Source organism: Ponticoccus litoralis, assembly GCF_039769985.1.
Taxonomy (GTDB): domain Bacteria; phylum Pseudomonadota; class Alphaproteobacteria; order Rhodobacterales; family Rhodobacteraceae; genus Ponticoccus; species Ponticoccus litoralis.
The window spans coordinates 3,103,918-3,116,513 of record NZ_JBDNCH010000002.1 but is presented as its reverse complement, the minus strand read 5'-3'; the positions used below and the strand labels follow the sequence as shown (position 1 = coordinate 3,116,513).

General features: G+C 65.8%; 12 protein-coding genes and 2 pseudogenes. All 14 read left to right on the top strand.

The window, feature by feature from the left end; all coding sequences use genetic code 11:
- Positions 1–10 precede the first annotated feature (10 nt).
- On the top strand, positions 11–1,144 hold the full coding sequence (locus tag ABFB10_RS16460; RefSeq protein ID WP_347167328.1) for an acyl-CoA dehydrogenase family protein: 1,134 nt from the start codon (positions 11–13) through the stop codon (positions 1,142–1,144).
- Positions 1,145–1,461: 317 nt separating this feature from the next.
- Positions 1,462–2,100 carry a glutathione S-transferase family protein gene (locus tag ABFB10_RS16455; protein ID WP_347167327.1) on the top strand — a complete coding sequence of 213 codons (639 nt, stop codon included), beginning with the start codon at positions 1,462–1,464 and terminating at the stop codon, positions 2,098–2,100.
- 25 nt (positions 2,101–2,125) lie between these two features.
- A complete protein-coding gene (locus tag ABFB10_RS16450; protein WP_347167326.1) occupies positions 2,126–3,337 on the top strand; it encodes an acetyl-CoA C-acetyltransferase in 1,212 nt (403 codons plus the stop codon).
- A 52-nt stretch (positions 3,338–3,389) separates the two neighbouring features.
- Complete coding sequence (locus ABFB10_RS16445; protein ID WP_347167325.1) at positions 3,390–5,588, top strand: 3-hydroxyacyl-CoA dehydrogenase NAD-binding domain-containing protein; 2,199 nt, start codon at positions 3,390–3,392, stop codon at positions 5,586–5,588.
- 449 nt (positions 5,589–6,037) lie between these two features.
- Positions 6,038–6,259, top strand: a complete 222-nt coding sequence (locus ABFB10_RS16440) for a hypothetical protein (RefSeq protein ID WP_347167324.1) — start codon at positions 6,038–6,040, stop codon at positions 6,257–6,259.
- A complete protein-coding gene (locus ABFB10_RS16435) occupies positions 6,256–6,630 on the top strand; it encodes a response regulator (RefSeq protein ID WP_347167323.1) in 375 nt (124 codons plus the stop codon). The genes ABFB10_RS16440 and ABFB10_RS16435 overlap by 4 nt, the downstream gene beginning before the upstream one ends.
- The gene (locus ABFB10_RS16430; RefSeq protein ID WP_347167322.1) at positions 6,630–8,765 is read left to right on the top strand and encodes a chemotaxis protein CheA; all 2,136 of its coding nucleotides are present in this window, start codon (positions 6,630–6,632) and stop codon (positions 8,763–8,765) included. The genes ABFB10_RS16435 and ABFB10_RS16430 overlap by 1 nt, the downstream gene beginning before the upstream one ends.
- On the top strand, positions 8,758–9,228 hold the full coding sequence (locus ABFB10_RS16425; RefSeq protein ID WP_347167321.1) for a chemotaxis protein CheW: 471 nt from the start codon (positions 8,758–8,760) through the stop codon (positions 9,226–9,228). The genes ABFB10_RS16430 and ABFB10_RS16425 overlap by 8 nt, the downstream gene beginning before the upstream one ends.
- A pseudogene (locus ABFB10_RS24230) lies at positions 9,225–9,413 on the top strand (chemotaxis protein); the annotation flags it as partial. The gene ABFB10_RS16425 and the pseudogene ABFB10_RS24230, both read left to right, overlap by 4 nt.
- Before the next feature lie 214 nt (positions 9,414–9,627).
- Entirely contained in the window at positions 9,628–10,104 is a 477-nt protein-coding gene (locus tag ABFB10_RS24225; RefSeq protein WP_430523026.1) for a CheR family methyltransferase, read from the top strand.
- Between the two features lie 9 nt (positions 10,105–10,113).
- A complete protein-coding gene (locus ABFB10_RS16415) occupies positions 10,114–10,500 on the top strand; it encodes a response regulator (RefSeq protein WP_347167320.1) in 387 nt (128 codons plus the stop codon).
- An 8-nt stretch (positions 10,501–10,508) separates the two neighbouring features.
- Positions 10,509–10,856, top strand: a complete 348-nt coding sequence (locus ABFB10_RS16410; RefSeq protein WP_347167319.1) for a chemotaxis protein — start codon at positions 10,509–10,511, stop codon at positions 10,854–10,856.
- A 53-nt stretch (positions 10,857–10,909) separates the two neighbouring features.
- A complete protein-coding gene (locus tag ABFB10_RS16405; protein ID WP_347167318.1) occupies positions 10,910–12,025 on the top strand; it encodes a CheB methylesterase domain-containing protein in 1,116 nt (371 codons plus the stop codon).
- Positions 12,022–12,402: pseudogene (locus ABFB10_RS16400) on the top strand (chemotaxis protein CheD); the annotation flags it as partial. The gene ABFB10_RS16405 and the pseudogene ABFB10_RS16400, both read left to right, overlap by 4 nt.
- Positions 12,403–12,596: the final 194 nt, after the last annotated feature.

The following is a 12,596-nucleotide window of genomic DNA, read 5'->3' as shown; positions in this document are numbered from 1 at the left end:
AGCCGGTCCCATGGGCTGGATGACGGAGGAACATGCGATGCTGGGCGAGATGTGCGCCCGGTTCATCGAAACCGAATGGGCGCCCGAGTTCGAGCGCTGGCGCAGGGCGGGCCAGATGGACCGCGCGACATGGGCGCAGGCCGGGGAACTGGGGCTGCTCTGCCCCTCGGTGCCGGAGGAATACGGCGGCGCCGGCGGCGATTTCGGCCACGAGGCGGTGATCCTGATGGAGGCCGCCCGCACCAACCTCGCCTCCTGGGGGCATGGCATCCACTCGGGCATCGTGGCGCATTACGTGCTGGCCTATGGCACCGAGGACCAGAAGCGGCGCTGGCTGCCGAAGATGGTCACCGGCGAACTGGTGGGCGCGCTGGCGATGACCGAACCCTCGACCGGCTCGGACGTTCAGGCGATCCGGACCGGGGCGGCGAAGGACGGCAACGGCTACCGGCTGTCGGGACAGAAGACCTTCATCACCAACGGCCAGCACGCCAACCTTATCCTCGTCGCCGCCAAGACCGATCCCTCGGCAGGCTCCAAAGGGGTGTCGCTGGTGGCGGTCGAGACCGACGGGGCCGAGGGCTTCACCCGCGGGCGCAACCTCGACAAGATCGGCTGCCACGCCGCCGACACCTCGGAACTCTTCTTCGACAACGTCGCGATCCCGCCCGAGAACATCCTCGGCGAGGCCGAGGGCCAGGGCTTCTACCAGATGATGCAGCAGCTTCCGCAGGAACGGCTGATCATCGGCTGCGGCGCCGTCGGCGCGATGGAAGGCGCGGTTGCGCGCACCGTGGCCTATTGCAAGGAACGCGAGGCCTTCGGCGGCCCGCTGACGCAATTCCAGAACACCCGCTTCGTGCTGGCGGAATGCCGGACCAAGACCACCGTCGCCCGCGCCTTCCTCGACTCCTGCATCGCCGAACACCTCGCCGGAGCCCTGACCGTCGAAAAGGCGGCCATGGCGAAATACTGGCTGACCGACACGCAGGGAGAGGTCCTGGATGCCTGCCTGCAACTGCATGGCGGCTACGGCTACATGACGGAATACGCGGTCGGCGAGATGTGGGCCGACGCAAGGGTGCAGCGCATCTACGGCGGTACCAACGAGATCATGAAGGAGTTGATTGCGCGTGCTCTGTGAACGGACCGCGCGGGGAGAGGTCGCATTGAGGTATTTGGACCAAGAAGAAACAGGAAGGTCGCGTATCGAGCCCAGCCTTCGGGCAGCAATCGACCTTCCTGCCATGCCCGGGCCTTTGCCCAGTCCCGGGGCTTCTCCTTGGGCGGTCATCGGCTCCTCAGCCTGTACCGCGCAGACACCATGCACCCGTTAACCTTAACGCCCGGTTACCAGGACCGACCGATGTTTCTTCTTGGTCCAAATACCCTCGCGGGGGAGCGGGGGCGCGAAGCCCCCGCTCCCGCAGTGACCGCAAGCGCCGACGGAAGGGAGAGCGCATGACGATGAAACTCTACTGCTTCGAGGAATCCGGACATTCCTACAAGGCCGCGCTGGCGCTGCAGCTGGCCGGTCTGGACTGGGCGCCGGTTAAGGTGGACTTCTTCGGTGGCGAGACGCGCTCCGAGGATTTCCGCCGGGACGTCAACGAGATGGGCGAATGCCCGGTGCTGGTGGACGGCGATATCCGCCTCAGCCAATCCGGCGTGATCCAGCAGTACCTTTCGGACACCTACGGCCATTTCGGCGGCAAGGATGCCTCCGAAAAACTGGAGGTGCTGCGCTGGGTGATCTGGGACAACCAGAAACTTTCCGGCATGGCCGGCCCCTGCCGCTTCCTGATGAACTTCCTTCCCGAGGAAAAGCGTCCCGCCGAGGTCGTCGCCTTCATGCAGGCGCGACTGAGGTCCACCTACGGCATCCTCGACGCCCATCTGAAGGGCCGCGACTGGATCGTCGGCGCGGCGCCCACCAATGCCGACCTGACCTGCTGCGGCTACCTCTACTACCCCGAGCCCTTCGGCTTCGACCGCAAGGCCTTCCCCGAGATCGACCGCTGGCTGTCCAACATCCAGGGCCTCGACGGCTGGAAGGCCCCCTATGACCTGATGCCCGGCTCGCCCGCCGACCGGGCCTGAGACCAAAAGACCAAAGGAGTCACCCATGACCGACGCCTATATCTACGACGCCCTGCGCAGCCCGCGCGGCAAGGGCCGCAAGGACGGCAGCCTGCACGAGGTCACCTCGCTGCGGCTGTCGGCGCAGATCCTGAACGCGGTGAAAGAGCGCAACGGGCTCGAGGGCCACGCCGTCGAGGACGTGATCTGGGGCAATGTCACGCAGGTCGGCGAACAGGGCGGCTGCCTTGCGCGCTCTGCCGTGCTGGCATCCGACCTCGACGAGCGCATTCCGGGGCTGGCGATCAACCGCTTCTGCGCCTCGGGCATGGAGGCGGTGAACCTCGCCGCCAACCAGGTGAAGGGCGGCGCCGGCGAGGCCTATATCGCGGGCGGGGTCGAGATGATGGGCCGCGTCGCCATGGGTTCTGACGGGGCCGCCATCGCGGTCGATCCCTCGATCGCCATGGAGCGCTATTTCGTGCCGCAGGGCATCAGCGCCGACATCATCGCCACCGAATACGGCTTCAGCCGCGACGATGCCGACGCGCTGGCCGTCGAAAGCCAGAAGCGCGCTGCCGCCGCACGGGCGGACGACCGTTTCGCCAAGTCCATCGTGACGATCCGCGACCAGAACGGCCTGCCGATCCTCGACCGCGACGAATTCATGCGCCCCGGCACCGACATGCAGAGCCTTGGAGCGCTCAAGCCCTCGTTCAAGGACATGGGCGAGACCATGCCCGGCTTCGACAAGGTCGCGCTGATGAAGTACCCGCATCTCGAGCGCATCGAGCACATCCACCACGCCGGCAACTCCTCGGGCATCGTGGACGGCGCGGCGGCGCTGCTGATCGGCTCCAAGGCCTTCGGCGAGGCGCATGGGCTGAAGCCCCGCGCGCGCATCCGCGCCACCGCCAAGATCGGCACCGATCCGACGATCATGCTGACCGGCCCGGTTCCGGCGACAGAGAAGATCCTCGCCGACAGCGGCATGGCCATCGGCGATATCGACCTCTTCGAGGTCAACGAGGCGTTTTCTTCGGTCGTTCTGCGCTTCATGCAGGCCTTCGACGTGGACCATTCCGGGGTCAACGTGAACGGCGGCTCCATCGCCATGGGGCACCCGCTGGGGGCGACCGGCGCGATCATCATCGGCACCCTGCTCGACGAGCTGGAGCGCAGCGGCAAGGGCACCGGCCTCGCCACGCTCTGCATCGCCAGCGGCATGGGTGCCGCCACGATCATCGAGCGCGTCTGAGCCATTTCGCGGCCCCCCGGCGGGCCGCGCCGCAGAACAAGGGAAGACACACATGACCGATTTCACCATGGAAAAGGGCGCCGATGGCGTCGCGGTGATCACCTGGGACGTCAAGGGCAAGTCGATGAACGTCATGTCGATGGAGGCATGGCCGCTGCTCGACAGCCTGATCGACGAGGCGCTGGCGGATGACACCGTCAAGGGCATCGTCATCACCTCCGGCAAGGACTCGTTTGCCGGCGGGATGGACCTGAACGTGATTGCGAAGATGAAGGAAAGCGCGGGCGACGATCCGGCGCGCGGCCTCTTCGAGGGGATCATGAATGCCCATGGCATCCTGCGCAAGCTGGAGCGCGCGGGCATGGACCCCAAGACCAACAAGGGCGGCAAGCCCGTGGCCGCCGCCCTGCCCGGCACCGCGCTTGGCATCGGGCTGGAGATCCCGCTGGCCTGTCATCGCATCTTTGCCGCCGACAACCCCAAGGCCAAGATCGGCCTGCCCGAGATCATGGTCGGAATCTTCCCGGGCATGGGCGGCACCACGCGGCTGGTGCGCAAGATGGGCGCCATGGCGGCCTCGCCGCTGCTGCTGGAGGGCAAGCTGAACGATCCCAAGGGCGCGATGCGCGCGGGCGTCATCGATGAGGTGGTCGAGGATCCGCTGGCGGCGGCGAAGGACTGGGTGCTGGCGGCCAAGGATGCCGATATCCTCAAGCCCTGGGACGCCAAGGGCTACAAGATGCCCGGCGGCGCGCCCTATCATCCGGCGGGGTTCATGACCTTCGTCGGCGCCTCTGCCATGGTCAACGGCAAGACCAAGGGCGTCTATCCCGCGGCCAAGGCTCTGCTTTCGGCGGTCTACGAAGGCGCGCTGGTGCCCTTCGACACGGCGCTGAAAATCGAGGCGCGCTGGTTCACCAACGTCCTTATGAACCCCTCTTCGGGGGCGATGATCCGCTCTCTCTTCATCAACAAGGAAGCGCTGGAGAAGGGCGCGAACCGGCCCGACGTGCCGGACCAGCGGGTCAAGAAGGTCGGCGTGCTGGGCGCGGGCATGATGGGCGCGGGCATCGCGCTGGTCTCGGCCCAGGCGGGGATCGAGGTCGTGCTGATCGACCAGAAGCAGGAGGCCGCGGAGCGCGGCAAGGCCCATGCCGCCGACTACGCGGCCAAGGGTGTCTCGCGCAAGAAGATCACGCAGGACAAGGCCGACGAGATGGTGGCCCGCATCACCGCGACCACCGATTATGCCGCGCTGGCCGATGCCGACCTGATCGTCGAGGCAGTCTTCGAGGATCCCAAGATCAAGGCCGAGGTGACCAGGGCCGTGGATGCGGTGACCAACGCCGACTGCATCTTTACCACCAACACCTCGACCCTGCCGATCACCGAGTTGGCGAAGGCCTCGAAGAACCCCGAGCAGTTCATCGGCATCCACTTCTTCTCGCCGGTCGAGAAGATGATGCTGGTCGAGATCATCCGGGGCAAGGAGACCGGTGACCGGGCCGTGGCCAAGGCGCTCGACTTCGTGCGCCAGATCCGCAAGACGCCCATCGTCGTGAAAGACGCGCGCTTCTTCTACGCCAACCGCTGCATCATCCCCTATATCAACGAGGGTATCCGCATGGTGAAGGAGGGTGTCTCCCCTGCCCTGATCGAGAATGCCGCGAAGCTGGTGGGGATGCCGCTGGGGCCGCTGCAACTGGTGGATGAGACCTCGATCGACCTTGGCGCCAAGATCGCGCGGGCGACCAAGGCGGCCATGGGGGATGCCTACCCCGATGGCGAGGTCGACGAGGTGATCTTCTGGATGGAAGGCGAAGGTCGTCTTGGCCGCAAGGCGGGCAAGGGCTTCTACGACTACGACGAGAAGGGCAAGCGGACGGGGCTGTCCTCGGCGGTGGCCCGGCAGTACCCGCAGGCCGACAACCAGCCCGAGCTGATCGAGGTGCAGCACCGCCTGCTCTTCGTGCAGTCGCTGGAGGCGGTGCGCGCGCTGGAGGAAGGCGTGCTGATGGACATCCGCGAGGGTGACGTGGGCGCGATCCTCGGCTGGGGCTTCGCGCCGTGGTCGGGCGGCCCGCTGTCCTGGCTGGACATGATCGGCGCACCCTATGCGGCGGAACGCTGCGACCAGCTGACCGAGGCGCATGGCCCCCGCTTTGCCTGCCCCGAGGTGCTGCGCGAGATGGCCGCGAAGAACCAGAGCTTCTACGGACGCTTCGGCACAGAGGGCGCGCAGGCGGCCTGAGGATCAGGGGCGGCTCCGGCCGCCCCTTTTTCATTGCACCATCCAAGCGGGGCGCCGATCCGATACGCGTCGCGCAGCCCGGCTTTTCCGGCTGGCCCCGCCCACCCTCCCGGCGCTGCAGCCGATACACACAATTGTCGCCGCTTCGGCAGCACATGCGCCGCCGTCGCGGAAGAGCAGCGCAACAGACTGATTGCACATGATTTAATACGGGCACCGCCAGCCCCACGCCGGCGGTCCCGCGCGCCCGATGCGACCTCTGGCGCAGGCAATCCGCGTAAAGCCGATCTTTCAGAACCGTTTGTTAAGACAGCGTGCGTATTCCTGCTGAGCGTCAGTCATGCCGAGTTCAGACGCGGCGCGCGCCACGAGGGATCCTGCTTCACGATGCCAGATGTCAATTTTCACGCCTTAGGGGCCGCACGGGCCCGCTCCGGGAAGATCCGCTCGTGGCCTTCCTGCTGAACGCCCGCAAATCCCCCGTCACGATTTCCGCACGCGACGTGCCGCGGATCGATTCTCATCGCCTGCAACTCTTGCTGGTCGCGCAGAAGCAATGGGTGCGGGACGCCGTCGGGTTCGACCTTATCGACATGGCGCCCGGTTTCCGCGAGGGCCTGGCGCGGCTCGGCCTGCCCCGGGACCATTTCGACAAGGAGGCGTCGCAATGACCACGAAGGTTCTGGCCATCGACGATTCCCGCACCATCCGCAACCTGCTGCGCGTCTCGCTGGAAGGCGCGGGGTTCGAAGTCCACTCTGCCTGCGACGGGGTCGAGGGGGTCGACATCTTTCCCGAGGTCGACCCGGACGTGGTGATCACCGACATCAACATGCCGAAGATGGACGGCTTCGGGGTCATCGATTCCCTGCGCAGCGGGCCGAACAGAACCAACGTGCCGATCCTGGTCCTGACCACCGAAAGCTCGAACGACCTGAAGGCGCGCGCACGCCGGGCCGGGGCGACGGGCTGGATCGTAAAACCATTCGACGATGCATCGCTGGTCTCGGTGCTGCGCAGATTGACGGGGCACATGGGCTGATGTCTGGAAACTCGATCAGGGATACGTTTTTCGAGGAATGCGAAGAACTGCTGGAGGCGCTTGTCGAAGGGCTTTCACAGATGGAGGACGCGCCGGAGGACATGGAGGTGGTGAATGCCGTCTTCCGCGCGGTGCATTCCATCAAGGGCGGCGCCGGGGCCTTCGCGCTCGACCGGCTGGTGGCCTTCGCCCATACATTCGAGACCGTCATGGACATGGTCCGGGACCGCAAGCTGACGGTCGACGAAAAGCTGATGGCCCTGTTCCACCGCTCCGGCGATCAGCTGTCCGACCTCGTGACCTCTGCCCGGGACGAGACCGAACTCGACCCCAGCGCGGAAACCGGCCTGATCAAAGAGTTGGAGGATTATCTCGGCGATGGCGGCGACGAAGAAGACTTCAGCTTCGACGCCCTGACGCTGGATTTCGACGGCCCGATGATCGACATCCCGGTCGCGACGGAAGCGCCCCCCGGCACCCGCCTGTTCACGATCCGCTTCAAACCTGACCGGGCGCTCTATGACAACGGCCATGAACCGCTGCTCATCTTCGACGCCCTCGCGGAACTGGGCGACCTCCGGGTCGAGGCGGATGTGTCGGCAATCCCCGATTTCGACAGTTTCGACCCGTCGGATGCCGTGCTCAGCTGGACCCTGTGGCTGAGCACAACCGAAAGCGAGACAACGCTTCACGAGGTCTTCGAATTCGTCGAAGGCCTGTGCGAGTTGGCGGTTTCCGTAGGCGAAGCCGCCCCGCCCGCAGAGGCGCCGTCGCCCGTCGCAGGAAGTGCCCCGGCCTCCGCGCCGAACCGGGCCCCGGCACCCGCCCAGCGCACGGATACCGCGGCCACCGAGGTCAAGCCGGCCCCACCGGGCGCAACAGCGGCGCCGGAGGCTTCGGCCCGGGAAAGCCGCGGCCCGAAACCGACCCTGCGCGTCGACCTCGACAGGGTCGACCGGATGATCAACACCGTCGGCGAACTGATCATCAACCAGGCCATGATCTCGCAGCGGATCGAGGAACTGGACCTACCGACCGTTGCGCATCTGACCAACGAACTCGAAGCCTACAAATTGCTGGCCCGGGACATTCAGGAAGGCGTCATGGCGATCCGGGCACAACCGGTGAAACCGCTCTTCCAGAGGATGTCGCGAATTGTGCGCGAAGCATCGGACGCAACGGGGAAGAAGGCCAAGCTTGTCACCGTCGGCGACTCGACCGAAGTCGACAAGACGGTGATCGAACGGCTGGCGGACCCGCTGACCCACATGATCCGGAACGCCGTGGATCACGGGCTGGAACGGCCCGAGGCCAGAGAGGCCGCCGGAAAGGATGTGGTCGGGGCCATCCGCCTCTCCGCCGCGCACCGCTCGGGCAGCGTCTTCATCGAAATCTCCGACGACGGGGCGGGTCTCAACCGCGAGCGCATCCTCGCCAAGGCAATCGAAAAGAACCTGGTGCCCCCCGAGGCAGAGCTCTCGGACCCGGAGATTGACAACCTCCTGTTCCTGCCGGGCTTTTCAACCGCCGGACAAGTCTCGAACCTGTCCGGGCGCGGCGTGGGCATGGACGTGGTCAAGAATGCCGTGCAGGCGCTCGGGGGCCGGGTGTCCATCCAGTCCACCCCCGGCAGGGGAACGACGTTCTCGATCATCTTGCCGCTGACCACGGCGGTGATGGACGGCTTCGTGATCTCGGTCGCGAAGGAAACCATGGTCATCCCGATTGCCTCGATACTCGAGACGATCCGCCCCACTCCGAGAGACATCCACATCGTCGGCACCGACAGCGAAGTCGTCAGTGTCCGTGGCTCCTACGTGCCGATCGTCGACGTCGCCGACAGCCTTGGCCTTGACGGGGCTGACCGCAAGGGAACCGGGATCCTGCTTCTGGTCAGCACCGAGGCCCAGGGCCTCACCGCCCTGCGCGTCACCGCCATCCATGACCAGCGGCAAGTGGTGATCAAAAGTCTGGAAAGCAACTATGCCGCCATTCCCGGCGTCTCGGCGGCGACCATTCTGGGCGACGGCAAGATCGCCCTGATCCTCGACCCGGAAGAGCTTATCAAGCTGGGCCACAACGCCGCCTCCGACCTCATTGTACAGCAGACCAGAATGGAGCTTCGTCATGCCTGAGACCGCAGAAGTCCGAGCGGACTCGCAGTTCGAATTCATCACCTTTTCGGTACAGGCGGTCAGAGCTTCTGCACTGGAAATCACGCAGATCCGCGAAATCCGCCGGTGGACGCCGGTCACCGCCCTGCCCCATACCCCCCGGGATGTGCTGGGCGTGATGAACCTGCGCGGCACGGTGATCCCGATCTTCGATCTCGCCGCCCGTTTTGGGCTGGGCGCAACACCCGCAAACGAGCGCAACGTGGTGATCGTCGCGGCGGTCGGCGGAACGACCATCGGCCTTCTGGTGGAATCGGTCTCCGAGATCCTTTCGGTCGAGAAAACCGCCATACAGGAGACCCCGGACATCAAGTCCGAGTCGACGCGCCACAGCATCCTTGGCATGATTTCCGTCGATGAGACCATGGTGCGGGTCGTCAACCTCGACTCCGTCCTCGAGGCTGGCAAGGGCGTCGCGCCATGACATCGGTTCCGAGGGATGCGGCAGCGACAGAAATCGCCTTCAGCGACGCGGACTTCCGGGCAATAGCGGCAATTGCGCAGGAGCGGTTCGGGCTGAACCTGGCCGAAAGCAAGAAACCCCTTGTCTATTCCCGCCTGTCGAAGCGCCTTAAAGCCCGAAATCTGAACGGTTTCCCGGACTACCTGAAGTTGCTGGAGCAAGCGGAGGAGACAGACGAGCGGCAGGAACTGATCTCGGCTTTGACGACGAATGTCACCAGCTTCTTTCGCGAGACCCATCACTTCGAAACACTGGCGTCGGAATGTCTGCCTGCCCTTGCGGCAGGGGCGCGTTCGGGCCGGCGCATACGCCTCTGGTCGAGCCGGATGTTCCTCTGGTCAAGAGCCCTACTCGATTGCAATGTCCGTGCTGGACCAGTTTCCCGACGCCGCGAACCTCGACCTTCGCATCCTCGCGACCGACATAGATCCGCAGATCGTCGACAGGGCCCGCGCCGGCAGTTACCCCGGCGAGGAAGCCGCGGGCATTCCCGCCCCCTATCAGGCCAAATGGGTCCGCAGATCCGACGACGGCGGGCGCCTCACCATGGGCGAGCCGCTGCGCCAGCTGATCACATTCGCGGAACTGAACCTGATGGACCCATGGCCGTTCAAGGGGCCTTTCGACGTCATCTTTTGCCGGAATGTCGCGATCTACTTCAATCAGCAGACACAGCAGAACCTGTGGCAACGCTTTTGCCAGATGCTGATACCCGGCGGATACCTCTTCATCGGGCACTCCGAGCGTATCACCGGCCCCGCGACACAGGATCTCTCCGGCGTCGGCATCACGAGCTATCGAAAGAGGCCCGGCCCCTCGGGAGCGCCCGCACAGTAGGAGAAGCCAATGAGCTTGAAAGACTCGCTGAGAATCATGGTGGTCGACGACATGGCGACCAGCCGTGGCCTCATAACCCAGGCTCTGGATGAAATCGGCGTCAAGACCTACCTGACCGAGAACGACGGCCGCCGCGCGCTGGAGCGGATGGCCACGAACCCGGTCCATCTGGTGCTGTCGGATTACAACATGCCGGGCCTCGACGGGCTGGGACTTCTGAAGGCCGTGCGCACGCAACCGGCGACCCAGAAGATCGGCTTCATCCTCGTGACCGGCAAGCCGACGCCGGAAATCGTGGCCCAGGCCAAACAGCTTGGCCTGAACAACATGATCAAGAAGCCCTTCACTTCCGCTTCGATGAAGCAGTGCATCGAAAGCGTGGTCGGTCGCCTATGACCGCGCCCTTGCCGCAACGGCTTCCCCTCAAGGTCGCCGCGATACGGATCGCGGCAGAGCTCGAGGCCCTGCATGCCCGGCTGGAACGCCTGGAGGTCGGGCTGGAGAGCGTGTTCGAGCATACGACACAAGGGCTGGAGGGGCAGACGATCGGCATGATCCAGGAAATGGACATGTTGCGGCAGTCGATCGGCGCGCTGGCCGACTACATCGACCATGTGGCGGGAACAACCGACGGGGCCGGGCTGGTCGATACGACTGCCGCCATCAATGCCGTGCCGCTTCGGGACATGGCCGCGCGCCTGTCGGGCTGCACTGCCGCCGAGGCTGAGACCGGCCATGCCGAGCTCTTCTGATGGCCGGTGGATGGAAAGGACGGGCCGGAATACAGGCCTGACGGAGGACCGCGATGCAGGCCAGGAAAGTGGTTGTGGCCATTCCCGACCGACAAGAGCGGGCGCGTTTGTGCACGCTGGTCGAGCGGATGCCGGAGTTCAGCGTCATTGCCAGTGCGGGCGACCTCATGAACACCTACAACGCGGTCGAAGACAAACTGCCCAAGGCTGTGCTGATCGCGGATGTGCTGGCGGACCTGCCCGAATTCGAGGTCATGCGCGGCCTGTTCTCGACGCTGGACATCCGCTGGCTTGTGGTCGCCACGCCGAACAGGCCTACGGTGCGCCCGAATTTCCTGAACCGCGGCTCGGATCTCTTTGCCGTCTCCGCCGAGGCCAGCGAGGCGGATATTGCCCGCCAGCTTCTGAGCCTGACCCGCACCGCCCTGTTCCCCCGCCCTCCGGCGAAGCCGCCTGTGCCGCATCCGCGTCACGCAGCGCTGCGGTCGCCGGGGCGCGAGACGCCCGCGTCGCAGCGCCCGGCACCGCCCCCGCCACAGACACTGGCCCGGCATCCGCCCGCGCCCGGATCGCGCGGGCCGGTGATCCTCATCGGCAGCAGCACCGGCGGCGTGGACGCACTTCTGACGGTGCTGTCGGGTTTTCCGCCGGACTGCCCGCCGACCCTGATCGTGCAGCACACCGGTTTCGGGTTCGGTGGAAGCCTCGCCGGGTTGCTCGACCGCCAGTGCCGGGCCCGTGTGCACCTGGCCACGGGCGCCGGACGGTTGGCGCCGGGCGTCGTGACGATCGGCGCCGGCATCAAGGCCCACCTGGTGATCGACCCCGACCACGCCGCCGGTTTCCGGCTGGAACAGGGCGATCCGGTTTCCGGGCACGTCCCGTCGGTGGACATGCTTTTTCGATCCGCCGCGAGGCTCGGGGGGCGGATCTCTGCAGCGCTTCTCACGGGCATGGGGCGGGACGGCGCGGAGGGGTTGCTGGCCCTTCGGAAGGCCGGCGCAACCACCATGGCGCAGGACGAGGCGACCTCTGTTGTCTACGGGATGCCCCGCGCCGCTGCAGATCTTGGCGCCGCGCAGGACATCCTGCCGCTGCACCGGATCGGCCCCGCGCTTCTGCGCAGCACCGCGGGTGCAGGCGCCCCCAGACGGGAGACGATCAGATGACCGACGGCGGCGAACAGCTGATCAACGTGATCCAGGGCGACTACGTGATCTCGCGCGATCCGAAGGCTGTGCTCTCGACGGTGCTGGGCTCTTGCATCGCGGTGTGCATGTACGATCCCCGGACCGGGATCGGCGGCATGAACCATTTCCTGCTGCCCAGCCGCGCGGGGGCGGAGGGTGAAAACGTGCGCTACGGGGCCTACGCGATGGAATTGCTGATAAACGGCCTGCTGAAGAAGGGGGCCGAGCGCTCCGCCTTGCAGGCAAAGATGTTCGGCGGCGCCAGCATGATGGGCAATCTGCGCGACATTGGCGGTTCCAATGCCGCCTTTGCCCGGCAATTCCTGCGGGATGAGGGGATCCCCTGCACCGCCGAAAGCACTGGCGGGCGTTCGGCCCGGAGGGTCAAGTTCTGGCCGGTCTCTGGCCGGGTCCGGCAGTTGCTGGTGGCGCCCGATGCCGCCCCCGTCGAACGCCCCGCCCCCTTCCGAAGCCCGTGGCATCGGAGATCACGCTCTTCTGAAGAGGGCGCGAAGGGCATGGGCCTTCGCCGGGCCGCGTGCTACCCCCG

Excerpts from the sequence above, each read along its gene's own strand:
- ABFB10_RS16460 (WP_347167328.1), top strand. The coding sequence starts at position 11 with ATGGGCTGGATGACGGAGGAACATGCGATGCTGGGCGAGATGTGCGCC.
- ABFB10_RS16455 (WP_347167327.1), top strand. The coding sequence starts at position 1,462 with ATGACGATGAAACTCTACTGCTTCGAGGAATCCGGACATTCCTACAAG.
- ABFB10_RS16450 (WP_347167326.1), top strand. The coding sequence starts at position 2,126 with ATGACCGACGCCTATATCTACGACGCCCTGCGCAGCCCGCGCGGCAAG.
- ABFB10_RS16445 (WP_347167325.1), top strand. The coding sequence starts at position 3,390 with ATGACCGATTTCACCATGGAAAAGGGCGCCGATGGCGTCGCGGTGATC.
- ABFB10_RS16435 (WP_347167323.1), top strand. The coding sequence starts at position 6,256 with ATGACCACGAAGGTTCTGGCCATCGACGATTCCCGCACCATCCGCAAC.
- ABFB10_RS16430 (WP_347167322.1), top strand. The coding sequence starts at position 6,630 with ATGTCTGGAAACTCGATCAGGGATACGTTTTTCGAGGAATGCGAAGAA.
- ABFB10_RS16425 (WP_347167321.1), top strand. The coding sequence starts at position 8,758 with ATGCCTGAGACCGCAGAAGTCCGAGCGGACTCGCAGTTCGAATTCATC.
- ABFB10_RS24225 (WP_430523026.1), top strand. The coding sequence starts at position 9,628 with ATGTCCGTGCTGGACCAGTTTCCCGACGCCGCGAACCTCGACCTTCGC.
- ABFB10_RS16415 (WP_347167320.1), top strand. The coding sequence starts at position 10,114 with ATGAGCTTGAAAGACTCGCTGAGAATCATGGTGGTCGACGACATGGCG.
- ABFB10_RS16405 (WP_347167318.1), top strand. The coding sequence starts at position 10,910 with ATGCAGGCCAGGAAAGTGGTTGTGGCCATTCCCGACCGACAAGAGCGG.